This is a genomic window from Bacillus cereus group sp. TH152-1LC (genome assembly GCF_027710505.1).
GTDB lineage: Bacteria > Bacillota > Bacilli > Bacillales > Bacillaceae_G > Bacillus_A > Bacillus_A mobilis.
Window position 1 is genome coordinate 1 of sequence record NZ_JAQFNK010000036.1, and the last position, 21,793, is coordinate 21,793.

A 21,793-nucleotide genomic window follows, 5' to 3' on the forward strand; every position below is an offset into this window, starting at 1 on the left:
GCGCAAGAGGTACCTGTGATTGATGGTACAACAAGTGGTTGGTTAAAGATTATTTCTTATGAAGGAGAAAAATGGATCAATCCAAATGGTGAGAAAAAGTATGTAGAAAAATCATTCTATACGTACAATGAACCATCATTTGTATCCACAAAAGGAAATGGAGGCCAAGCTTTTTCAGCACAAGAGGTGCTTGTTATCGATGGTACAACAAGTGGCTGGTTAAAGATTATTTCTTATGAAGGGGAAAAATGGATTAATCCAAACGGTGGCATTGAAATGGTTTTCGAGTCTACAGCGTATAGTGTAGAGAACAGTCCTCCACATGAACGCATTACTGCATATGGTATTGATATAGGGAAAAACCCAAATATCAAGTTAATTGCTGTTGATCCTAAAGTAATTCCATTAGGAACGCAAGTAGATGTTGAGGGTTATGGTGTAGCCATTGCCGGTGATACGGGTGGTGCTATTAAAGGGAAAATAATTGATGTACTTTTCCCGACTGAAAGAGAAGCTATTAAGTGGGGACGCAAAAAGGTGAAAATAAGAATTCTTAATTAATCTTTTAATACACGAATATTGTTATTTGATATTTGCTTAGATGATGCACATAATAAAGTTGTTCATTTCTTTTGGTATAGAAAAAGAGGTTGCACGTAGGCAACCTCTTTTTTACTCATATCGTAACCATTCAATTGGATCCAGTTTGGCAGCTTTGTTAGCTGGTAGTAGACCGAATATAATACCGATTAACATGGAGATACCTACTGCAAGAAGTCCAAGTTCTTTTGAGACAACGAGTGGCCATCCGGCAAAGATGGAAACGATCCAAGCGAAGAAGATACCGAGCATGAATCCGATGAAACCACCAAGTCCTGTTAAAATACAAGATTCAATTAAGAATTGTGTTAATACTTTACCGCGTGTTGCACCAAGTGCTTTACGAATACCAATCTCACGTGTACGTTCTGTTACAGATACAAGCATGATATTCATTACACCGATACCACCAACTAGTAAGGAGATAGCAGCAATACCACCGAATACCATTTTCATCATACCGATTGATTCGTCTAATTGCTTCGTAAATTCACCTAAATCTTGTGCTTCAAATTTGTGCTCAAATTTAGGAGCTTTCATTTCGTTTAAAACAGAAACGGCTTGTTTTTCTACACTTTTACGTTCTGTCGGAGAGGTCATTGTTAATCTTACAGAGTCATACTCATTTACTCCTGAAATGACAGGCGCGTTTTCAAGTGACGTATAACCTTCAGGCATAGGCATTCCGAAGTCGTTTTTCGTTTCGTATACACCGACTATTTTATACGGCTTTCCTTTTATATCTGTGTATTGATTTGATTCCCAACCACTACTAAATAATTTGTTAAAAGCTTCTTCATTTAATATAACAGCAGGGATTGCTTGGTTTAATTCGCTGTCGTTTAATTCACGACCGTGAACTAATTTTATTTTCGAATCTGTCATAAAGGCGCCTGTTCCACCTTTTAAATCAAGATTTACATCTTTTGAACCAGCAGATGCTTTTACTTTCATGCTTACATCTGGATACACATCTTTAACGCCTGGTACGGTTTGAAGACGGTTTAGCATATCAGGTGTGATTTTGGCACTATCTGTTCCGTAATCAGGATTGTTGTAGTAAATGGTTATTTCATTATCTTTTCCTTGGCCTAATTCTTCTTTAAACTTTGCATTTGTACCATCACCCATTGAAATGATAGTAATAATGGCACTAATACCGATAATAATTCCTAGCATCGTTAAGATAGAACGCATTTTGTGGGCAAAGATAGAGGAAAGGGCCATGCGTATATTTTCACTCGTGTTCAAAATTAACCTCTCCAATCTTGGACGATATTTCCGTCACGAATTACAATTTGACGTGCTGCAGCTTCCCCAATTTCACGATCGTGGGTAATCATAATGATTGTTGAGCCTTGTTTGTTTAATTCGTAAAAGAGGTCCATAATTTGTGTACTCGTCTTCGTATCAAGTGCACCCGTCGGTTCATCGGCTAAAATGAACTTTGGATTATTTACGATTGCACGTGCAACAGCGACACGTTGTTTTTGTCCACCTGATAATTCGTTCGGTAAGTGAGTAGCGCGATCAGCTAAACCTACTTTTGTTAAAGCGGCTAATGAGCGCTCACGTCTTTCTTTTTTATCAACTCCAGCGTAAATAAGAGGTAGCTCTACATTTTGAAGTGCTGTAAGTCTCGGTAATAACATGAAGTTTTGGAATACGAATCCAATCTCTTTATTACGAACTCGTGCAAGTTCTGTTTCAGACATGTTTGAAATGTTTTGACCAGCTAGTTCATACGCACCTGTCGTTGGTTTATCTAAGCAACCGATAATGTTCATTAATGTTGATTTACCAGAACCAGACGGTCCCATAATAGAAGTGAATTCTCCCTGGTTCAGTGTTACGTCGATGCCGTGTAATATTTGAACGGATTCTGCACCATTTTGGAAAGATTTCGTGATGCCTTTTAAGTTAATCATTCAACGACAACCTCCATACCATCTTTTAAGTCTTTTTCAGGTTTAGAGATAATTTGTTCTCCTTTTTTCACTCCAGAAACTTTTGCTTCACTATCAGTCTCGAATTCAACAGTAACCGCTTGTTCTTTCGCTTTACCGTCTTTTACAACGAAGACAACATTTTTGTCACCTTTTTTCACGATGCTGCTTTTCGGAACAATTGTACCAGTTGCTTCGCCAGATTTACTTGTTACGTAAACGTGGAAACCGTTTTGTAATTCTTCACTATTGTCTAATGTGACAGTGAATTGATAGTTAGAAACAGTTTTGTTTTCATCCATGCTCTTTAATGGTGTAGAACCGATTTCTGTTACTTTTCCTGTCCAAGTCTTACCAGAAACCGTTTTTGATGAAACAGTTACTTCTTGCCCAACTTTCATACTCGCAAGCTCATATTCAGAAAGTTGACCTTTTACTTTAAATGGACCAGCGTGACGAAGTGTAATACCGCCCATACCTGTTTTTTCATCAGCAGTTTTTACGATGTCATCAATTACGCCATCAGTAGGGCTCGTTACAGAAAGTGTGTTTACTTTTTCTTTTGCTGCTTTAATCATTTCATCAGATTTTTCAACTTCAAACTTTTTCATTTCAATTTGTGATTCTAATTGTTGTACTTCGATTTCTGATGCTTTTAATGCTTCAGCAGGAAGGCCTGCATTTTTATCTTTTTGTAATTTTTGTTTCGCTGCATCAATTTGTTTTTGGAACAATGTTACTTCTTTTTGTGCGATTTTCTTTTGCATTTCTGCTTCTGTTACGCCTTGTTTCGTAGTAGGGTCATTATATTTAAAAAGGAGTTGCCCTTTTTTTACTTCATCACCTTTTTTTACAGATAATTCATACGTACCTTTTGTTGGATCAAATGAAATTGTTTCGATTCCGTTTGGAATGACTTCACCGCCAAATTTTTGCGCGTTTTCAATTTGTTTTTCTGTTACTTTATATCCACTATATGCCATTGCTACTTCTGAACCACCGCCACCAGCAAATGCAAAATATGATCCAGCTGCAATTCCAATTGCTACTACACTAGTAATTAACACTTTATTTTTCTTCTTCATCTATTTATCACCTTTTCGTTCGTTTTAGTATCTACATTCAGTATAAAAGAGGTGAAGAATCTGACAAATCGTTTTAGCTTACAATAACCTTACAGTTTTGTAAGGTATGAATATGTAAATGTAAGGTAGAGCTTGTTCAAGTGTGAGCAAATGAATTGACTCGTTGTTTCTTTCTTACAATAATATTGTATGAAGGAGAGGAGGAGGCAAGATGGAAGCTTATTTTAGTGCGCATCCATTGAAACCATTTATTCCATACTCAAGGCAACACGTCCTTATATTATTTATTATGTTGGTGGGGATATTTTTTCTGTATCAATACCAAGATGTATTACGTCAAAGTGAGTGGAATATAACGGTTCGATATGCGATTGCATTTTTATTTATTGGGAGTGAAATTGGGCTCCTTATGTGGGAATGGAAAGCGGGGGTTTTTGAACTAGGCACTTCATTACCGTTTGAGTTATGTACGATTAGTTTATTGTTAGCGTCGATTATGATTGTAACGAAAAGTTACCGCATATATGAGATTGTATTTTTTACAGGGATTATCGGTGCATCACAAGCTATTTTAACGCCGAACGTGCAATATGCTTTTCCGCATTTTCGCTTTATAGAATTCTTCGTTGCACATGTATTACTCATTTGGGCACCACTCTTTATGACATGGGTAGAAGGATATAGACCGACCTTGCAATCAATTAAGCGTACGATGATATTTTTAAACATAATAATTCCAATCGTTTCTTTTGTGAACTACAAAACAGGTGGCAATTATATGTTTTTAGCTCGTAAGCCAGAAACTGCTTCATTACTCGATATGTTAGGGCCACACCCTTACTATATTATTTCATTAGAAATAGCTGCGCTTATTGGATGTTTTATTTTGTATATGCCATTTGCGAAAAGAGAAGGGCATGCGCATAAAGAATCACTAGGATCATAACCTAGTGATTTTTCTTTATAAATATTTACAATTCAGAAAATTAAGAATAAAATTAAAGGGGTAAATTATATAGAGAAAGAAGGGAAAACGTGGTCAAAAAAGTTTTTCTGAATGGGATGGAAGTGACGGTTCAATTTATTATTTCGATTTTGGGTATTATTTGTTTAGGAGCACTGCCAAAATTGTTTTACGGATTTGAGTTGCATGCATCAAAGTACATACAAAGTTTAAAAGAAGTGTTTGTGAATTTAATGGATATCTCCAATTTTCAATATGTAAGAGGTAAATTTTTATTTCCACAGTTGTTCGTCCATTATAAAGAAACGATTGTCATTTTTTTGGCTGCTTTTTTCATTTCATTATTTGTAGCATTTTGTATTGTTTATGTCATTATGAGTAGTTCACCGCGTATACAACATTGTATTAAATCATTTCTTATCTTCTTAGAATCTATTCCAGACATTTTACTTATTTTAGTATCACAAATTTTAGTTGTATGGTTTTTTAAACAAACAGGCTTTTTACCTTTTCAAATTGCGTCAATCGGAGGCGAGTCGATTAGAGGATTGCCAATATTTTGTTTGAGTATACCGACTACGATTCTGTTTGTAAAAATGATGGTGCTTCGTTTTGAAAATGAGCTAGAAAAAGATTATGTACTATTTGCTAAGGCGAAAGGGCTAAATCGTATTCATATTTTAAATCGTCATGTTTTACGAAATGTGTTGCTTAGTACACTTTTCTTTGCGAAAACGAATATCTTTTTTATGTTATCTAATTTATATATTATAGAATGGATTTTTAATACGGGTGGTATTTTTATGTTTTTGAAATCGTATGAAGGTATTAGGGTGGAGGTCTTCATCGTTAGTGTGCTACTTATTTATATTCCGATTTTTATTTTGTTTAAATTGTTTCATTATCTCATTCCAGCTGCGATGAAGGAGAGACTATAATATGTGGACGTATATAAAAAGCGATAAAAGATTTTGGATAAGCATTGGGTTTCTTCTCATATTAGTTCTTTTGAGCATCGGAAATACGATATGGAATGATGGACATATTAGACAAGTTACATTGCAATATGATGCGGATGAAAATCCACAAGTGCCACCGTTTTCACCTTCATTACAATTTTTACTTGGGACAGACCGGAAAGGATACGACCTGTTACATTTAGTCATTGAAGGTGCAAAGTGGACGATTGGTATCTCTATTTTAATTGCGGCACTTAGAATGGTAATAGGTGTGTTTTTCGGTGTTGTAATCGGAACATATGTAAAAAGAGGCTTTTCAAAAATCGAGGCTTTCTTTGATAGTTTTACAGTTATTCCGACAGTTATGATTGCGTACTTTTTTCTTCACCTTGCAAATGCATTTGGGAGTGGGGAGGAAACAACAACCTTTTTTGAAAGAGCTTCGTTTCAAGTTTTATTACTTGTCATGCTTGTGATGCCTGTTATTGCACTGTATGTTGCGAAGGAAGTACGTAAACTGAGAACCGAAGAATTTATTGAAGCTGCGCGCATATTGGGTGGATCGAGAAGGCACATTGTGATAAAGCATATTTTCCCCCATCTCTATATGACGTTTATACTTGTATTTTTTCAGCAGTTTACGCAAACTCTTACTATTTTACTGCACTTAGGATTACTGGAAATATTCTTTGGTGGAACAGTTCAGTTTTTAGGACCGATAGAAGAAATAGAATCTTACACGCATGAATGGTCAGGTTTAATTGGAGTCTATTTTAGATCATTAACAGTGAATCCGTGGATTCCGCTCGTTCCCATTACATGTTTTGGACTTACTATTTTTTCAGGAAATATGATTGTAAAAAGTATAGAAGAGGCGATGATGAAAGTAAGGTTAGGAGGAGAGATAAAGAAGGACGCTATAGAAGAGGAACAATCTGCTGTGCAGTCAAAAGAAGAGTTATTTACTTTTAAACATACGATGTGAAGAGCCTAGGAAACTAGGTTCTTTTATTTTGTTATATTACAATATCGTAAGAGAGCTGTAATGAAAATCGATAGGGGAGAAATACAATTTCGTATACACTTCATGTATAGAGAAATGCGAGAGCAGGTGAAGGTGTACGATGGATTTTTTAGAAGTATCAAAACGTAGTATAAAACGAAATATGAAAGATTATTTTCTATACTTTATTTCATTAGTAGGCAGCATTATTATTTATTTTACATTCGTATCGATTAAACGAAATGAAAGTGTAGTAGCTCTTTTAAAAGAGTCGGATAAAGTGGAAACGACATTTACGTTTGCACAAATATTGTTGATTATCTTTTTAACGATATTTGTTTTTTATTGTAATAGCTTCTTTTTGCGAAAGAAGAAAAAAGAAATTGCGTTATACAGTTTATTAGGTATTCGTAAAGAAGAAATTGCGAAGTTACTCTTTTATGAAACGTTATTAGTTGGTGGTGCGGCAAGTGTGTTAGGTATTCTTGCTGGTTTATTTATAGCAAATATGTGCGCAGGGCTTCTGGTGAAGTTAATGGGAAGTGCGTTTACTTTTACATTTACGATTTCATTTTTATCTATAGTAGAAGTTCTTATAACGATAGGCGCAATTTTCTTTATTGCATCATGGAAAAGTAAAAAGTTAATTTATGAGCATCGTTTAGTTGAATTATTATATGGTGAAAATCAGAAAGAAGAGGTACCTACGTATGCAAGTAAGAAGGCAAAGCGAGCAATTGTATTACTTTGTGCGGGATATATGGTTGCATTTTCGACTTTAATTTTTGGAGCAGGGGTATTACTTCTTACAGGTTTAGTTATTTTCGGCTTAATCGTAAAAGGTACATTTTTATTGTTTGAACAGTATACAGTAAAATCGCTTTATAAAATAAAAGACGATAAGAAGAAATATTGGAATGGAACGAACATTTTATCCATTTCTTCATTGTTCTTCAGAATAAAAGGGAACGTAAAGATGCTGGCGCTATTATCTTTATTAAGTGCGGTAACATTATGTACCATTGGAATTAGTTCTAGTATGTATTATGGAGCACAGAAGACAGCGGCATTAATGAATCCAGTTAGTTATGAATATGTAACAACTGGAAAGGAATTAGATAAGAAAGTTAGAGAAGAAATTCGAAAACATGAGTTAGCAATTAAAAATGAAACGTCTGTAGCGATGCTCTCTATGCAAGGGAAGATAGATGGGGAACAAATATTAACTGGGTATTTAATAGGTAATGGTAATGTACAAATTATAAAAGTGACAGATTATAATAAATCGGCTTCTAAGTTAGGTAACAAACAAGTTATTCTCGGTTCTGAAAAGGAAGTTGTTTTATTAGATCCATATAAATCATATAACATCGAAAAGAATTCGCTTGAAGGAAATAATGTGTCCTTTGAAGGGATGAAGAGTGGTTTAACAATCGTTGATCACCGAGAAGAAACAGTTGTGAGTGCGAAACTTGCACCAGTGGGGCTTGTTGTTCGAGATTCGTTATTTAATAAGTTGCAACAAGGAAAGGCTGTTTCAACAGTTAGTGGATTTATCGTTGAAGGAAACGGTAATAGAGAGCTAACGAAAGAGCTAGGGACAATCCTTCCTAAAGAAGTGAAATTCCAATCATTTGAAGAGGCGAGCCAATCTGAATTGCAAGATGGTGCAGTGTTATTATTTGCTAGTGTATTTTTAGGGATTGTCTTTATTTTGGCAACGGGTTGTATTTTATACTTTAAACAAATAACAGAAGCGATGGCAGAGCGACCAGCGTACGGAATGTTAAAGAAAATTGGACTAACGAGAAGGGAAGCCACAGAGTCTGTAAGAAAGCAAGTAGGTGCAATATTTGTAGTACCATTACTGCTGGCAATATGTCATACATTCTTTGCATTTTTAAGTTTGATGGGCTTTACAGGTATGTTTGAATATAGTCTTCCTTTACTAGGTAGTATAGGGGTGTATATCATCATTTACTTTGGTTACTATATGTTAACGGTTCGTTCGTACACAAATACTGTGTTTAGCGATAGAAAATAAAAAAAAGAAGCAAGCATGGGGTTCATGCTTGCTTCTTTTCTTTATTTTGTAGAAACTTCACCTTCAGCTTCTGTTTGCGGAATATAGTATCCGATTATACCACCGATGATTGCTGGAATAATCCAACCGATTCCTAAGTTGTAAAAAGGAATGGTGTGTACGATATTAGCGATAAAGTTTGGTATCATTTCCACATTATCAAGTGCGTGAATACAGCTAATAATGAATGCTGCGATCATTGCTCCGATGTAGACAGAAGGTTTACGTTTCGTATATTTATCAATAAATGATCCGAAAATTAAAATGATTGTAATTGGATACAAAATAATTAATACAGGTAATGTAATTTTGATTAATAAACTTAAACCTAAGTTTGAAATAACGAAGCTAAAGATACAAACGTATAGTACGAGCTTCTTATATGAAACGTTTGTTAGTACTGTTGCGAAATAATTGGCGAATGCACTTACAACACCAATTGCTGTCGTTAAACAAGCGAAGATAATGGCGATACTTAATAAAACATTACCGCTTGTCCCAAAGAATTGATACATAACAGTAGCTAATAGTTGACCACCGTTTTCGAATTGTCCTAGATTGCCGTTTGAAGCGCCGATATAACCGAGTAGGAAATAAACAATTGTTAAGAATAGAGCTGCAATGCTTCCGCAAATAATTGTATATTTCGCGATCGATTTCTTCTCTTGTATACCGTTTTGGCGGATTGCATTTACAACAATCGTTGATAATACAAGTGCTCCAATTGCATCTAACGTTAAAAATCCTTCAAGAAATCCTTTGAAGAATGGAATTTCTTTATAGTCACCAACAGGTTCTGCAAACGTTCCTGGTGAAAGAATCGCTTTTGTTGCCATAATTGCAATAATTCCAAGTAAAATTGGTGTTAATATTTTTCCGATATGATCTACTAATTTGGATGGATTTAATGATAAGAAGTAGACGACTGTAAAGAAAATCGCACTAAAGATTAACATAGAGTACCATTGGTCTGGGAAAAGTGGTGCAATCCCAATTTCGTAAGATACAGATCCAGTTCGTGGAATAACAAATAGTGGGCCGATTGAAAGATAAATAATGATAGCGAATATTGCTGCGAATTTTGGATGAACACGGCTTGCTAAAGTGTTAAAACTACCACCGGCAAGGGCAACAGCGACGATAGCTAGTAAAGATAAACCGACGTCTGTAATAATAAATCCTGTAATGGAAATCCACATGTTTTCTCCGGAAGAAAGACCGAGAAGGGGCGGGAAAATCATATTACCAGCACCGAAGAAAACTGCGAATAGTAATAAACTAATCGAAAGTATTTGCGCTGGTTTTAAAGTTGTACGCATATAAAGAAAATCCTCCTAATGAGTGTTTTTGTCGAAAATTCAAATAATTTGTCGAGTAACTGTTACTATTTTAAAGGTCTGATGACTAGAAAGCAATAGGGAATTTTGAAAATATTAAAAAATAATGCATTAAATCGAATAAATATACTATTTATATCTTTAATAGGAAGGATTTAACTTTGAACGTAAAAAAACACATATCGCTAGGATACGTGTATTAAAAATAAATTTTTCGATCGCGTTCTTCTTTTAAAATTTCAACCGCTTCTCGGAAACGTTGTGAATGGACAATTTCTCGTTCACGTAAAAAGCGTAAGCTGTCATTTATGTCAGGGTCGTCAGATAAATCAATGAGCCATTGATAAGTTGCTCTTGCCTTTTCTTCAGCAGCAATATCTTCATATAAATCTGCAATAGGGTCTCCTTTTGCTTGAATATAAGTAGCAGTAAAAGGAACGCCACCAGCATTATGATAAAACAAAGCACTATCATGATTAGCGTACTGTGCGTCTAATCCAGCAGCTTTCATTTGCGCTGGTGTTGCATCTTTTGTTAATTTATAAATCATTGTCGCAATCATCTCTAAATGTGCGAATTCTTCTGTTCCAATGTCGGTTAGTAAGCCAACGACTTTGTCAGGAATTGTATAGCGTTGATTTAAGTAGCGAAGAGCAGCAGCCAATTCGCCGTCCGCACCGCCATACTGTTCCACTAATAGTTTGGCGAGCGCTGGATTACAAGTACTCACTTTAACTGGATATTGTAACTTCTTTTCATAAATCCACATAGTCTCTCTCCTTTATATTTGCCAGGGCCACGGTCCTTTGCTCCATTCCCATGGAGCGTTAGAATAGCTATTCCCAAACTGCTGAAGTGGCCCATATCTTTCTTCGATTTTTTGTTGTAATACTCTTCGTTTATAGGAGAAATCGTTGAATTGATTTATAGCTGCAGTATCGTTTGGGTGCGTATCTAAATAGAGGGTAAGTTCAACTAATACAAAGTCTAGTTCTTGTAGTTCTTCAATCCATTTGTAATATTCATCAGGCAATGTCTGTGTCACGTTTTTATTCACCGTCCTTTTTTGTAAGGATTTTCATAAAAATCATAAAAAGCTGGCCACAGAGTTCCTTTTCGTAAAGCTTCTTTTGGTGGGAATTGGGGTAGGTTAGGTGGTTGAAAGCCCATAAATAGGTGTGGGGGAGTTGAGTAATATTTCTTTCCGATTGGAGGGCAAGGGTCGTTTGGGCCATGGAAAGGTATGTAGGATCTCATAAATTCATCCATGTTACACGCCTCCTTTATAAATGAAATATTCATCACTACGTATTGTATTCGTACATAATTGCAAATTATGACTCATATAGAAAACTAAAAGGGGCAGGGGGAGTGCGGATGGAAAGAGTTACGACATGTATTGTATTAGAATCTAAAAACTTAAAGGAAACATTATATTTTTATGAAGGAATTCTAGGGTTTCAACCGAGCAAGGAGAGGCCGCAAATACGTGTAACAGGTGTGTGGTATGATATCGGTTCAACAAGAATTTGTTTTGTTGTAAATAGGGGACTGGGAGAACATAGAGAGACCGTTATCTCATCAGTGAAAGAACTGTTGTTAAAAACTACAAATATCGAGCGGTTAAAGAAGAAGTTAGCGTTTTATCAAATATCATTTGTAGAAAAGCGCCATGGTGAAGAAGTTAGCATAATATTTCATGATCCAGATGGTCATATACTCCAATTCCTTTCCATAGAGAACAGGAAAGAGAGCTTTTTGCAATGTAATAATCTGGATGTCGAATGAAAAAATATTGACAAGCTTAGGCAAATATTTTAATGTGATTGTATAAAACTGTGTATATAAAGGGGAGTAACTTATTACAGTAAAGTCGTCATTACAGGGAGAAACCCTCGGCTTTATTGGCAACGTTTCGTTGTTAGTGAGACCTTTACCAGCAATGGTAAAGGCCCCTTTCTGTCTTTTTGAGGACCCTTACCATATTTGGTAGGGTCCTTTTCGTATACAAAGAGAGGAGAAATAAAAATGAAAAAACTTATTAGTAGATTAAGAGTTGTATTTCATGTCCGTCGTTTCGTTCCATTCCTATTTGACTTTTTTACTTCAAAAGAGGTTTCAATAAAGAAGAAGATTTTATCTGTTGCTTTTTTAGTTGGGTATGTAGCAATGCCGCTCGATTTAATTCCAGACTTCTTACCGTTTATCGGTATTTTAGATGATATTGGAATTGTGTTATTCATTTTGAATCGAATTGTAAAAATGGCGCCAGTTCAATTGCAAGAAAAGCATAATGTAAATATTGGATAGGAGTTGAAAATATGGAGCAAATTATTTTAGATATAATTGAGTTTTTAAAGCAGTTTTCTTATTTTGGAGTTGTGTTAGCATTAACGTTTGAATTTATTCCAGCAGAAGTAGTTTTGCCTATGGTTGGATATTGGGTATACGAGGGTGATATGAATTTCTGGTTAGCTGTATTAGCTGGGACACTGGGGGGAACGACAGGGCCGTTAACGTTATACGCACTCGGTTATTACGGTGGTCGTCCTCTATTAATAAAATACGGAAAATACTTCTTTATTAAAGAAGAACAAATTCAAAAAGCAGATGATTTCTTTGAGAAGTATGGACCAGTTGTTGCATTTGTTGGACGCTTTGTACCGGGAGTTCGAACGCTTATCTCTGTTCCATGTGGTATGGCGAAAATGAACATATGGAAATTTAGTATATATACATTTGTAGCAATGTTCCCGTTAACGACTTTATATGTCTATTTTGGAATGAAATTAGGTCCGCATTGGGAAAAAGCGGCGGATGTTGTTGGGCAATATATGCTACCGATATTACTAGTCGTAGTTATTGTTGTAGGTGGTATTTTAATCTATAAATTTATGAAAAAAAGAAACAGAACGGAATCTATCTAGTCATTGGTACTGGAATTTGCATATTTTTTGAAAATAGATGAATAGTACAGGCAAAAGACTCTGAAGGACATACACATATAGGGAATATAAAAGAGAGAGGGGAAACAACTATGTCTTGTGAGTGCTCAGGGTCGGCATTAACTTGTTGTCCAGATAAAAATTATGTACAAGATAAAGTGTGTAGTCCGTGGTCTGCTACTGTAGTTGCAACAGCAATTGATAATGTTCTTTATACAAATAATATTAACCAAAATGTAATTGGTACTGGTTTTGTTAAATATGATGTTGGTCCAGGTCCAATTACTGTAGAAGCGCTTGATTCTGCTGGGGCTACAATTGATACACAAACATTAAACCCAGGAACGAGTATTGCTTTCACGTATCGCCGCTTTGATAGTATACAAGTTGTGTTACCTGCAACACCTGCTGGAACGTATCAGGGAGAATTTTGTATTACAACACGTTATCCACTTTCATAGCAGAATAGGAGAGGATCAAAATGGGAATGAGAAGTTCCGGTTTGTCTTGTTGTTCTAATAAAACACTTGTGCAAGATCAAGTATGTACAGACTGGTCTATTACAGGTGCTGGTACTCAAATTGTATATACGAATAATATTACACAAGAAGTATATGGTTCAGGTTATGTAAAATATGATGTAGGCGCGAATCCCATTACAGTGGATTTTTTAGTAGGTGCTACAGTAGTGGATACAATTACTGTACAACCACAAAGTAGTGGTACTTTCACTGTACGATATTTTACTACTGTCCGAATTACTACGACAGGAACTACTGTTAATCAAGGCGAGTTTTGTATTACAGTACGTTATCCAATTTCATAAAAAAAGCATACCGTAAATGGTATGCTTTTTTTATTGAAAAAGTAATGAAATTGGTATTCTATAAGCAACATGTAAATTGGCAACAGTACTTGCCTTCTAAATATAGTGAAGGATTACTGTGTATATTAATAATACTGACAGATTGTAAGTCTTTTCCTGTGTAAGATATCGTATTGCCAGGAAACACAGTGAAAATATTGGTTACTGCTCCAACGATTTGAATTGTAATTGCTTCTGTGCTGCTAGTACTATTGTAAACCGAGACAGTACCTGATATAAGTAGTATCCCATCACTTTGCCACAGTATCATTGATTGTAGTGCATCTTTGCTAGAGGGAATGGTGTTGTTAGTTATGAGGAAATTCCCTGCAAATTCATTTGTTACTCGCTCACAATTTGGATTTGGAGGAGGGGGCGGTGGACAAGGATTTGGACAAATGATAGATAAAGGAGCGAAACAGCCAATATTTTTTTTGCTCTTCAATACAACCCCTCCTTTTTAAGTTGTCTTTTACTACTATTAAATGTAAAAGCATGGCCGATGTGTTAAAAAAGAAGGAAATGTTAAAAATTAAGATTGTCTAATAGGCTTAAACCCTAACTTATCATTAGTGTTATAGAAAAGATTATATGTAAATAGTCATAGGAAAAGAATGATCAGGCTCTTTTAGTAGACAAAAGGTGGTTGTATACAATAGTACGAGGAATGTTGGACTTAACCTCTAATTAACTGTATATTTACAAAAATCTAATAAAATTCATTTGTTATTTAAACGAAATTAATATGTTTTAGATAAAATAGCCCTTGTAATGAATCAATTATTATGAGGAGGATTCACGTGGAAATAACAGCTTTACGAAAAGTAAGAGGTCTTATTGGATTATTAATGGTTTTTGTATTAGCATTCGTATCATTTCCGTGGAGTACATCAGTCAAAGCGGAAGAGAAGAAGCAAGAAAAGGCATCAAGTGAAAAGAAGATAGTTTTTCCAGTCGTAAGTGATGTACATATTAAAAATAGTGGAACGGATGATACGTTTCGCTGGAAAAGAGCGATTGAACAGTTCAATACGCTTGCACCAAAGCAAGATGCGTTTGTAATTGTGGGAGATTTTACTGACTCAGGATCGGTACAACAATATGATCGTTTCATGCAAGTGTATAACGAAAATGCAAATAAAGATGCAGTACGAATGAACTCACTAGGAAACCATGATTATTGGAACGGTTTATCTGTAGAGGGAGCGCAGAAGCGTTTCTTAGAAAAAACAGGAATGGAATCAATTTATTATCATAAGGTGGTAAAAGGGTATCATTTCCTTGTTATGTCTCCAGAGGATGGAACAACTCATGGATATTATTCGGACAAGCAAATTAATTGGTTAAAAGAAGAGATGGCAAAAGCGCAAAAAGATGATCCAGAAAAACCAATTTTCGTATTTTTACATCAACATATTAAAGATACAGTATACGGTAGTCAAGAATGGGGAACGAAAGATAGTGCGAAAATTAATGAGGTATTAAAACAATACCCACAAGTCATTACGTTTTCTGGCCATTCACACTATCCGCTAGATGATCCAAGATCGATTCATCAAAAAGATTTTACGTCAGTTGGCACATCTTCAGTAAGTTATATGGAGGTTGAAGGTGGTAAAGTACAAGGAAATATCCCACCAGGAGCAAGTACTTTAAGTCAAGGTTTATTAGTAGAAGTAGATGATAAAGAAGTAACGATTAATCGCCGTGATTTCCATACAAATTCTTGGACAGGCGCCTTGGAAAATTAAATTACCATCAAAGAAAGAAACATTTACACATGTAGAAGATCGTGATAAAGAAAAGCCTTACTTTGCAAAAGATGCGAAGTTATCGGTATCAAATGTAACAGAAAATGCAGCAACAGTAACATTCATGCAAGCATTGGACAACCTTCTTGTTCATTCTTACCGTGTACAAGCTAGAGATAAGCAAACGGGAGAAATAAAGAATAAATTGTTAGCATTCTCAGAGTTTTATCGTGATCCAGTGCCGAAAGAACTGACATTTACACTTGCAGGACTAGATGGCGGGAAAACATATACACTAGAAGTCGTAGCGATTGATTCATTCGGCAATGAGAGCGTACAGCCGTTAACAGCAGAAATCACTACGAAAAAAGATAATATTGACCCGAATGTGAAAGTACCAAAGGCAGATGTTTTTGATGTAAACTTTGTAGATGGTACATTTAAAGACAATTCATCATTTGGTACAAAAGGTGATGTTAAGGGCAATGTGACTATTGAATATGATAAAGCATTGAAAAAGAATGTTATGAAGCTAAACGGAAAAGCAAATACATTTGGATATCTTCCGTTTTCAGCAGCACAAAAAGAGAAAGTAGCAAATACGTTTACGTTAGAAACTGTATTTTCAATGAATGAACTCCGCGGGCAAGGTATTTTACAAAATACAGAGAGCGGCGGAATTGGTTTTGAATCTACAGGAAGTGGATATGTTGAATTATGGGCTCATATTGGCGGTAGCTATAAGCGTGTTGGTGTTCAATTAGCGGCCAATAAAACGTATCATTTAACAGGAACGTATAATGGAAGTGAAGTAGCTATTTACGTAGATGGTAAAAAAGTAAATAGCCAGCCAGCTACAGGGAAAGTATATCACCCGAACGTACCATTTGCACTTGGTGCAGATCCAGATAGCAACGGGAATGGTGGTATTCCGTTGAATGGACAAATTGCGCTTGCGAAATTATATAGTAAAGAGTTAAGTTCTTCAGAAGTATTAGCAGCATATAATGAGTTTTCTAACCGTACAAAGTTAGAAGAAGTAAACGCTTTATATGAAGAGCTTGGAAAAGTAAAAGAAGTGTTAGCTGTTACGTATGAGTTTGGTGATAAGCCAGGTCAATATTCAAAGGAAGCATTTCAAGAATTAGAGAAAAGCTATAATAATGCAAAGCAAGTATTTGAAAATGTAGGAAGTACTGGAGAGCAAATCGTTCAAATGTATAATGAATTAAAAACAGCTAATGTAACATTTGTACAATCAAAAGTGGCAGAAGAACAACCGAAAACACAGAAAGAAAAATTACAAATCAATATTGAATCTGCAAAAGCGTTAGTGAAAAAAGCGCAAGCTGCAAATGTAACGGACGGTTCAGTGAAATCATTGAGTCAAAAAATTACAGTGGCAGAATCTGTATTAAAAGATGCGAAAGTAAAAGATGCACAAGTAGAAACGATGAATCGTACGATGGAATACGCGATTTCACTCGTTGAAAAAAGCATAAACAAATAAGAGAGAAGAAAAGAAGCTTATCATGATAGGCTTCTTTTTTGTTATACTAAAAATAGTATAGAATGAGGGAGCGAATAATTTGGAAGAGAAAAAGCTAAAAAGAATTCTTGAATATGTATGGATCGCGGTTGTGCTCCTTGTAGGATATTATTTCTTAAAAGAGAAAAGTATATGGGTTTTATTTTTAATGACGTTTTTATTAGCGGGTTTAGGCACGTTATTTATTAATTTCTTCTTTGATAGTGTAAATGCATGGAAGAAGAAAAAGAAGGGAACGAAGTAAAGGAGGGAACATATGCAAAAGTGGAAGCTTATATATCAGGTGATTATTTTTCTATTGTTTGTAGGTATTGGCGTTTTTAAATATTCTACACCAATGGGAAATTGGGCATCGCTTACAGCTTGCATCGGCATATTTTTCATTTTACAATCGTTAACGAAAAAACATACGAATATAGAAAGATAGCTCGCCGTTTTATCGGCGAGCTATTTTGTTACGCTTTTTTTTCTTCATCATTTGTTTTTTCAGTAGCTAAATGACTATGTTTTCTAGAGTAGAAGAAATAGAAGCATAAGCCGACTATAAGCCAAGCTATAAAGCTAATCCATGTCGTTTTAGACAAATTAATCATTAAATATAAACAGCAAAGAATCGCGACAATTGGTAATACAGGTACGAAAGGTGCACGGAATCCACGTTTTAAGTCAGGGTGTGTTTTTCGTAAAATAAGTACCGCGCAGCAAACGAATGTGAATGCTGTTAACGTACCGATATTTACTAAATTCGCTAGTAAATGTAAGTCTAAAAGTCCTGCTAATAAAGCGGCAACCACACCAGTGATCCACGTGTTTAATAAAGGGACTTTTACTCTAGTATTCACACGTGCTAGCGCTTTTGGAAGTAGACCGTCGCGGCTCATCGCATAAGAAACGCGAACTTGTCCATACATAACGACTAAGAGGACGGTTGTCATTCCAGTCATTGCTCCAACAGCGAGTAGTCCTGCAATTGTATCTTCGCCAACGAAATGTAAGGCAAACGCAACTGGATCAGAAACATCTAATTGTGTATATGGAACCATACCTGTTAAAACGAAAGATACAATCATGTATAAAACAGTACAAATAAGAAGGGAACCGATAATACCAATTGGTAAATCGCGCTGTGGTTTTTTCGTTTCTTCTGCAGCGGTTGCGATTGCATCAAAGCCTAAGAAGGCGAAGAATACAGTGGCAGCTCCAGTAATGATACCGTCGTATCCGAACGGAATGAATGGCGTCCAATTTTCAGGTTTTACATATTTTGCGCCTGCTACGATAAAGGCGATAATAACAGCTAACTTGATAAGAACCATAACATTATTAATACGTGCGCTTTCACGTATACCAAAACTTAAAAGTCCCGTAATGAGTAGTAAAATACAAATAGCCGGTAAATCGATAATGCCGCCTTTTCCTACGCCAGGGGCAGAGGCGATTATGGCGGGCAGATGGATGTTAAATCCTTGTAGTAAAGATTGTAAATAACCAGACCAACCGACAGCTACTGCCGCGACTGCAAGTAAATATTCGAGCATTAAACACCAGCCGACGATGAAGGCGACGACTTCTCCGACTGTCATGTATGCGTAAGTATACACACTTCCTGAGACAGGAATAGAAGAAGCAAATTCTGCATAACAAAAGGCTACACAAGCACAAGTAAATGCAGCAATAAGGAATGATAGCATAATACCAGGACCAGAATGTTTCGCTGCGACAATACCTGTTAACACAAAGATCCCTGTCCCAATCACGGCGCCAATTCCTAAAAATGTTAAATCAAGTGCGGTTAATGTTCTCGCTAACTGCCGTGGTGATTCAGTACTAAGCGGTTTTTTTCGTAATAATGACTTCATTTTGGACTCTCCCCCCGTTTTTTCATTTCCATAACTGCGAATATAGTATGAGCCCACTAGAAAAGAGTATGTAAGTAAATGGAGGTACAGTTATGGTATGTAGTTTTTTAAAATTGCTGGATTAATTTTATTATAATTCAGAATATTTTGTCAAATAAAAATGTGACAAATAAAATGCGAATGAATAGGGGAAACTACTGGCAGGAATAGACGAGGGTTAACAGAGTGACAAAACCACTCATTAAAGTTTCACTTTATAAAGTAGGAGAAGATGTTATGTTATTTTATTTTGAACTTGTCGTCATTTTACTTTGTACGAAATTAGCTGGTGATATTAGCGTTAGGCTTGGCCAGCCTTCTGTACTTGGTAAATTAATCGTTGGTATTATTATCGGTCCGGCTGTACTCGGTATTATTAATAGTTCTGAATTGATCGATGAACTGAGTGAGATTGGTGTTTTATTACTCATGTTTATGGCAGGACTTGAAACAGATTTAGAAGAGTTAAATCGGAATTTGAAATCTGTATTCGCAGTAGCGATGGGAGGAATTATTTTCCCATTCCTTGGTGGATATTTAGCAGGACTTGCGTTTGGAATGTTACAGTCGCATGCGATCTTTTTAGGGTTATTACTTTGTGCCACTTCGGTTAGTATTTCTGTTCAAACACTAAGAGATTTAGGGAAAATGAATACGAGAGAAAGTACGACGATTTTAGGTGCAGCTGTATTTGATGATGTAATTGTTGTTATTTTATTAGCATTTGTGATGAGTTTTTTAGGCACACAAGATGTAAATGTAACGCTTGTCATTGCAAAGAAAATTATCTTTTTTGTAAGTATCGTTTTCATCTCTTGGAAAGTTGTTCCATGGATTATGAAAATGCTCGTACCACTTCGTGTAACAGAAGCGTTAATTAGTGCAGCTCTTATTATTTGTTTCTCATTTTCGTATTACAGTGAAATGATGGGGATCGCAGGTATTATCGGGGCATTTGCAGCCGGAATTGCCATTTCTCAAACAGAGTATAAGCACGAAGTAGAGCATAAAATTGAACCGATTGCATATGCGATATTTGTGCCAGTGTTCTTCGTAAGTATTGGAATGGAAATTACATTTCAAGGTATCGGAAGCCAGCTTTGGTTCATTATCATCATGACGCTTATTGCAATTTTTACAAAGTTAATTGGTTCAGGTTTAGGAGCAAGACTAACAGGATTCAACCTTCAATCTTCTATTAGTATTGGTGCGGGGATGGTTTCGCGTGGAGAAGTGGCGCTTATCATCGCAGCGAATGGACTTGCGGCGAATTTATTAGCGAAAGAAAATTTCACAGCGATTGTTATTGTTGTTATATTGACGACGATTATTACACCGCCGCTTTTGAAGAAGTATTTTGTATAGAGAGGAAGAGCTTATCTGATGTAGGTAAGCTCTTTTTTATTGGAAAAAGCAATAGTCATATGGCGTGAATAGGTTGTAATTATGGTAAAATCTACGTATATGATAAGTCGAGGGGAGAAAATGTATGAAGATTACGAAGAGGAAGGTTATCGTTGTAATCATACTTACTGCAATATGCATACCATTTACCGCATGGAAAGAATCAAAGGTGAAAGATTTTCCTGTTTCTATTTTTTCTTCCTATGTAGAAGATGAAAACCCAAAAGACTATAAGTACACTGCTTTTGTACCTGACTTTGCAATTTGGATAGGTGGTTGGGAAGAACAGAAGTCTGAAGGTGAAATAACGTCATATAAAAAAGGGGATCGAACTGTGATCGTTCACCATCCTCCTGGCGATGATGGTTTTTATCTATATGATACAAATAATATGAGAGAATATACGCAACCGTAAGAAGTGGAGGTTAAATAGTGAAAGCTTCAACGTTACTATTTAAAATTGAAAGTAATATGGATCAATTTTCACCAGCTGAAAAGAAGGTTGCCATGTACATAATGGGGAATGCAGAGATTGTTCCGAACTTAACGACGAAAGAAGTGTCAACGAATGCAGGCGCAAGTGAAGCGAGTGTTGTTCGTTTTTGTAAGTCGATTGGGATTGGGAGCTTTAAAGCATTTAAAATCGCACTCGTTCGTGAATTAACGATTGCTGATTATAATATTAATGATTTTTCAGTGATGAATACGGAAGATGGACCGTATGACTTGTTTAATAAAGTTACATATGTGAATAAAGCTGCAATTGAGGCGAGCGTTACAGCGATAGATAAAAAAGAACTTGAGAAAGCTGCAGATCGTATTGTAAATGCAGATAAAATTATATTTTACGGAGTCGGCGGATCAGCTACTCCGGCGATGGACGGGGCTTATAAATTCACAAGACTTGGATTTACAGCGATGATGCTATCTGATTTTCATATGATGTTGCCGCTTGTAACGAATTTAAAAGAGGGCGATATATTTGTTGCGATTTCAACATCTGGTCGTACGAAAGATGTACTTGAAATGGCGCAATATGCGAAGAGACAAGGTGCAACTGTTATCGGAATTACGAAGCTAGATCAATCATCACCGTTATATAAAGAGGCGGATATTCGTCTTTGTATGCCAGATGTAGAACAAGATCATCGTATTGCGAGTATTGCTTCGAGAATGACACAACTCAATATGATTGATGCTTTATATGTGATTACTTTTAATCGTATCGGTAATAAAGTGTTGGATCAATTTATGGAGACAAGAGAAGAAGCTCTACGATTACGGAAGCTAAAATGAGAAGATGGGGAAACCCATCTTTTTTTGCATACAGACATAAATTCGTCATAAAAAGAAATAAAATTTCATAAAATAATAAAGTAATATTGATTTTAAATTTCTTAAAGT

The 21,793-nt window shown here is 35.8% G+C and carries 24 protein-coding genes and 1 pseudogene; 16 read left to right on the plus strand and 9 right to left on the minus strand.

The genetic code is table 11. The features are described from left to right. Positions 1-561 (plus strand): 3D domain-containing protein (locus tag PDL00_RS32685; protein WP_270733671.1); only part of this gene is annotated, 561 nt, incomplete at its 5' end. Positions 562-672: 111 nt separating this feature from the next. Here PDL00_RS32685 and PDL00_RS32690 read toward each other — a convergent pair. The 3 genes from PDL00_RS32690 to PDL00_RS32700 are packed head-to-tail and all read right to left on the minus strand — an operon-like array spanning position 673 to position 3,631. Then, positions 673-1,827: an ABC transporter permease gene (locus PDL00_RS32690; RefSeq protein WP_442868355.1), complete on the minus strand. Its 1,155-nt coding sequence runs from the start codon at positions 1,825-1,827 to the stop codon at positions 673-675. A 26-nt stretch (positions 1,828-1,853) separates the two neighbouring features. After that, positions 1,854-2,528 (minus strand): ABC transporter ATP-binding protein, encoded by a 675-nt coding sequence (locus PDL00_RS32695; protein ID WP_000609098.1) that lies wholly within the window; start codon positions 2,526-2,528, stop codon positions 1,854-1,856. After that, positions 2,525-3,631, minus strand: a complete 1,107-nt coding sequence (locus PDL00_RS32700) for an efflux RND transporter periplasmic adaptor subunit (protein ID WP_270733673.1) — start codon at positions 3,629-3,631, stop codon at positions 2,525-2,527. The genes PDL00_RS32695 and PDL00_RS32700 overlap by 4 nt, the downstream gene beginning before the upstream one ends. Before the next feature lie 211 nt (positions 3,632-3,842). Between PDL00_RS32700 and PDL00_RS32705 the strand changes: the two genes are divergently transcribed. The 4 genes from PDL00_RS32705 (at position 3,843) to PDL00_RS32720 (ending at position 8,601) form a co-directional block, all read left to right on the plus strand. Beyond that, positions 3,843-4,577: a YwaF family protein gene (locus PDL00_RS32705; RefSeq protein WP_270733675.1), complete on the plus strand. Its 735-nt coding sequence runs from the start codon at positions 3,843-3,845 to the stop codon at positions 4,575-4,577. Positions 4,578-4,666: 89 nt separating this feature from the next. Further along, positions 4,667-5,533 (plus strand): ABC transporter permease subunit, encoded by an 867-nt coding sequence (locus PDL00_RS32710; protein WP_270733676.1) that lies wholly within the window; start codon positions 4,667-4,669, stop codon positions 5,531-5,533. A 1-nt stretch (position 5,534) separates the two neighbouring features. Beyond that, on the plus strand, positions 5,535-6,539 hold the full coding sequence (locus PDL00_RS32715) for an ABC transporter permease (RefSeq protein WP_144534736.1): 1,005 nt from the start codon (positions 5,535-5,537) through the stop codon (positions 6,537-6,539). Positions 6,540-6,678: 139 nt separating this feature from the next. Next, complete coding sequence (locus PDL00_RS32720) at positions 6,679-8,601, plus strand: FtsX-like permease family protein (protein WP_270733677.1); 1,923 nt, start codon at positions 6,679-6,681, stop codon at positions 8,599-8,601. 41 nt (positions 8,602-8,642) lie between these two features. Here PDL00_RS32720 and brnQ2 read toward each other — a convergent pair whose 3' ends face one another. The 4 genes from brnQ2 to PDL00_RS32740 form a co-directional block, all read right to left on the minus strand. After that, positions 8,643-9,959 (minus strand): branched-chain amino acid transport system II carrier protein BrnQ2, encoded by a 1,317-nt coding sequence (gene brnQ2 / locus PDL00_RS32725; RefSeq protein WP_270733678.1) that lies wholly within the window; start codon positions 9,957-9,959, stop codon positions 8,643-8,645. 217 nt (positions 9,960-10,176) lie between these two features. After that, the gene (gene cotJC / locus PDL00_RS32730) at positions 10,177-10,746 is read right to left on the minus strand and encodes a spore coat protein CotJC (RefSeq protein ID WP_061677842.1); all 570 of its coding nucleotides are present in this window, start codon (positions 10,744-10,746) and stop codon (positions 10,177-10,179) included. Positions 10,747-10,758: 12 nt separating this feature from the next. Further along, positions 10,759-11,022, minus strand: a complete 264-nt coding sequence (locus PDL00_RS32735; protein WP_061677843.1) for a spore coat protein CotJB — start codon at positions 11,020-11,022, stop codon at positions 10,759-10,761. A gap of 8 nt (positions 11,023-11,030) precedes the next feature. Next, complete coding sequence (locus tag PDL00_RS32740) at positions 11,031-11,246, minus strand: spore coat associated protein CotJA (protein WP_097818459.1); 216 nt, start codon at positions 11,244-11,246, stop codon at positions 11,031-11,033. 108 nt (positions 11,247-11,354) lie between these two features. Here PDL00_RS32740 and PDL00_RS32745 point away from each other — a divergent pair, with 108 nt between their 5' ends. From PDL00_RS32745 to PDL00_RS32765, 5 genes are all read left to right on the plus strand, one after another. After that, entirely contained in the window at positions 11,355-11,765 is a 411-nt protein-coding gene (locus PDL00_RS32745; protein ID WP_270733679.1) for a VOC family protein, read from the plus strand. A gap of 240 nt (positions 11,766-12,005) precedes the next feature. Then, positions 12,006-12,287: a YkvA family protein gene (locus PDL00_RS32750; protein WP_000733851.1), complete on the plus strand. Its 282-nt coding sequence runs from the start codon at positions 12,006-12,008 to the stop codon at positions 12,285-12,287. Positions 12,288-12,298: 11 nt separating this feature from the next. Continuing rightward, complete coding sequence (locus PDL00_RS32755; RefSeq protein WP_000435019.1) at positions 12,299-12,904, plus strand: DedA family protein; 606 nt, start codon at positions 12,299-12,301, stop codon at positions 12,902-12,904. A 110-nt stretch (positions 12,905-13,014) separates the two neighbouring features. Continuing rightward, positions 13,015-13,383, plus strand: a complete 369-nt coding sequence (locus tag PDL00_RS32760; protein ID WP_001277536.1) for a DUF3992 domain-containing protein — start codon at positions 13,015-13,017, stop codon at positions 13,381-13,383. A 20-nt stretch (positions 13,384-13,403) separates the two neighbouring features. After that, the gene (locus PDL00_RS32765) at positions 13,404-13,748 is read left to right on the plus strand and encodes a DUF3992 domain-containing protein (protein WP_000525803.1); all 345 of its coding nucleotides are present in this window, start codon (positions 13,404-13,406) and stop codon (positions 13,746-13,748) included. Between the two features lie 58 nt (positions 13,749-13,806). Here PDL00_RS32765 and PDL00_RS32770 read toward each other — a convergent pair whose 3' ends face one another. Then, positions 13,807-14,232 (minus strand): S-Ena type endospore appendage, encoded by a 426-nt coding sequence (locus PDL00_RS32770; protein WP_270733680.1) that lies wholly within the window; start codon positions 14,230-14,232, stop codon positions 13,807-13,809. Positions 14,233-14,587: 355 nt separating this feature from the next. Here PDL00_RS32770 and PDL00_RS32775 point away from each other — a divergent pair. From PDL00_RS32775 to PDL00_RS32785, 3 genes and pseudogenes are all read left to right on the plus strand, one after another. Next, positions 14,588-17,048, plus strand: a pseudogene (locus PDL00_RS32775) (LamG-like jellyroll fold domain-containing protein). Positions 17,049-17,127: 79 nt separating this feature from the next. Further along, a complete protein-coding gene (locus PDL00_RS32780) occupies positions 17,128-17,331 on the plus strand; it encodes a hypothetical protein (protein ID WP_242253711.1) in 204 nt (67 codons plus the stop codon). 12 nt (positions 17,332-17,343) lie between these two features. After that, complete coding sequence (locus tag PDL00_RS32785; protein ID WP_242253710.1) at positions 17,344-17,514, plus strand: hypothetical protein; 171 nt, start codon at positions 17,344-17,346, stop codon at positions 17,512-17,514. A 28-nt stretch (positions 17,515-17,542) separates the two neighbouring features. Here the strand turns inward: PDL00_RS32785 and PDL00_RS32790 are convergent, their stop codons facing one another. Beyond that, positions 17,543-18,946: an amino acid permease gene (locus PDL00_RS32790; RefSeq protein ID WP_242253709.1), complete on the minus strand. Its 1,404-nt coding sequence runs from the start codon at positions 18,944-18,946 to the stop codon at positions 17,543-17,545. 276 nt (positions 18,947-19,222) lie between these two features. Here PDL00_RS32790 and PDL00_RS32795 point away from each other — a divergent pair, with 276 nt between their 5' ends. From PDL00_RS32795 to PDL00_RS32805, 3 genes are all read left to right on the plus strand, one after another. Then, positions 19,223-20,350, plus strand: a complete 1,128-nt coding sequence (locus PDL00_RS32795) for a cation:proton antiporter (protein WP_270733686.1) — start codon at positions 19,223-19,225, stop codon at positions 20,348-20,350. A gap of 124 nt (positions 20,351-20,474) precedes the next feature. Further along, positions 20,475-20,804 (plus strand): outer surface protein, encoded by a 330-nt coding sequence (locus tag PDL00_RS32800; protein ID WP_270733681.1) that lies wholly within the window; start codon positions 20,475-20,477, stop codon positions 20,802-20,804. Between the two features lie 17 nt (positions 20,805-20,821). Beyond that, complete coding sequence (locus PDL00_RS32805; RefSeq protein WP_087979551.1) at positions 20,822-21,685, plus strand: MurR/RpiR family transcriptional regulator; 864 nt, start codon at positions 20,822-20,824, stop codon at positions 21,683-21,685. The last annotated feature ends 108 nt before the right edge of the window (positions 21,686-21,793 follow it).

Excerpts from the sequence above, each read along its gene's own strand:
- PDL00_RS32690 (WP_442868355.1), bottom strand. The coding sequence starts at position 1,827 with ATGGCCCTTTCCTCTATCTTTGCCCACAAAATGCGTTCTATCTTAACG.
- PDL00_RS32695 (WP_000609098.1), bottom strand. The coding sequence starts at position 2,528 with ATGATTAACTTAAAAGGCATCACGAAATCTTTCCAAAATGGTGCAGAA.
- PDL00_RS32700 (WP_270733673.1), bottom strand. The coding sequence starts at position 3,631 with ATGAAGAAGAAAAATAAAGTGTTAATTACTAGTGTAGTAGCAATTGGA.
- PDL00_RS32705 (WP_270733675.1), top strand. The coding sequence starts at position 3,843 with ATGGAAGCTTATTTTAGTGCGCATCCATTGAAACCATTTATTCCATAC.
- PDL00_RS32715 (WP_144534736.1), top strand. The coding sequence starts at position 5,535 with ATGTGGACGTATATAAAAAGCGATAAAAGATTTTGGATAAGCATTGGG.
- PDL00_RS32720 (WP_270733677.1), top strand. The coding sequence starts at position 6,679 with ATGGATTTTTTAGAAGTATCAAAACGTAGTATAAAACGAAATATGAAA.
- brnQ2 (WP_270733678.1), bottom strand. The coding sequence starts at position 9,959 with ATGCGTACAACTTTAAAACCAGCGCAAATACTTTCGATTAGTTTATTA.
- cotJC (WP_061677842.1), bottom strand. The coding sequence starts at position 10,746 with ATGTGGATTTATGAAAAGAAGTTACAATATCCAGTTAAAGTGAGTACT.
- PDL00_RS32740 (WP_097818459.1), bottom strand. The coding sequence starts at position 11,246 with ATGGATGAATTTATGAGATCCTACATACCTTTCCATGGCCCAAACGAC.
- PDL00_RS32745 (WP_270733679.1), top strand. The coding sequence starts at position 11,355 with ATGGAAAGAGTTACGACATGTATTGTATTAGAATCTAAAAACTTAAAG.
- PDL00_RS32750 (WP_000733851.1), top strand. The coding sequence starts at position 12,006 with ATGAAAAAACTTATTAGTAGATTAAGAGTTGTATTTCATGTCCGTCGT.
- PDL00_RS32755 (WP_000435019.1), top strand. The coding sequence starts at position 12,299 with ATGGAGCAAATTATTTTAGATATAATTGAGTTTTTAAAGCAGTTTTCT.
- PDL00_RS32760 (WP_001277536.1), top strand. The coding sequence starts at position 13,015 with ATGTCTTGTGAGTGCTCAGGGTCGGCATTAACTTGTTGTCCAGATAAA.
- PDL00_RS32765 (WP_000525803.1), top strand. The coding sequence starts at position 13,404 with ATGGGAATGAGAAGTTCCGGTTTGTCTTGTTGTTCTAATAAAACACTT.
- PDL00_RS32785 (WP_242253710.1), top strand. The coding sequence starts at position 17,344 with ATGCAAAAGTGGAAGCTTATATATCAGGTGATTATTTTTCTATTGTTT.
- PDL00_RS32790 (WP_242253709.1), bottom strand. The coding sequence starts at position 18,946 with ATGAAGTCATTATTACGAAAAAAACCGCTTAGTACTGAATCACCACGG.
- PDL00_RS32795 (WP_270733686.1), top strand. The coding sequence starts at position 19,223 with ATGTTATTTTATTTTGAACTTGTCGTCATTTTACTTTGTACGAAATTA.
- PDL00_RS32800 (WP_270733681.1), top strand. The coding sequence starts at position 20,475 with ATGAAGATTACGAAGAGGAAGGTTATCGTTGTAATCATACTTACTGCA.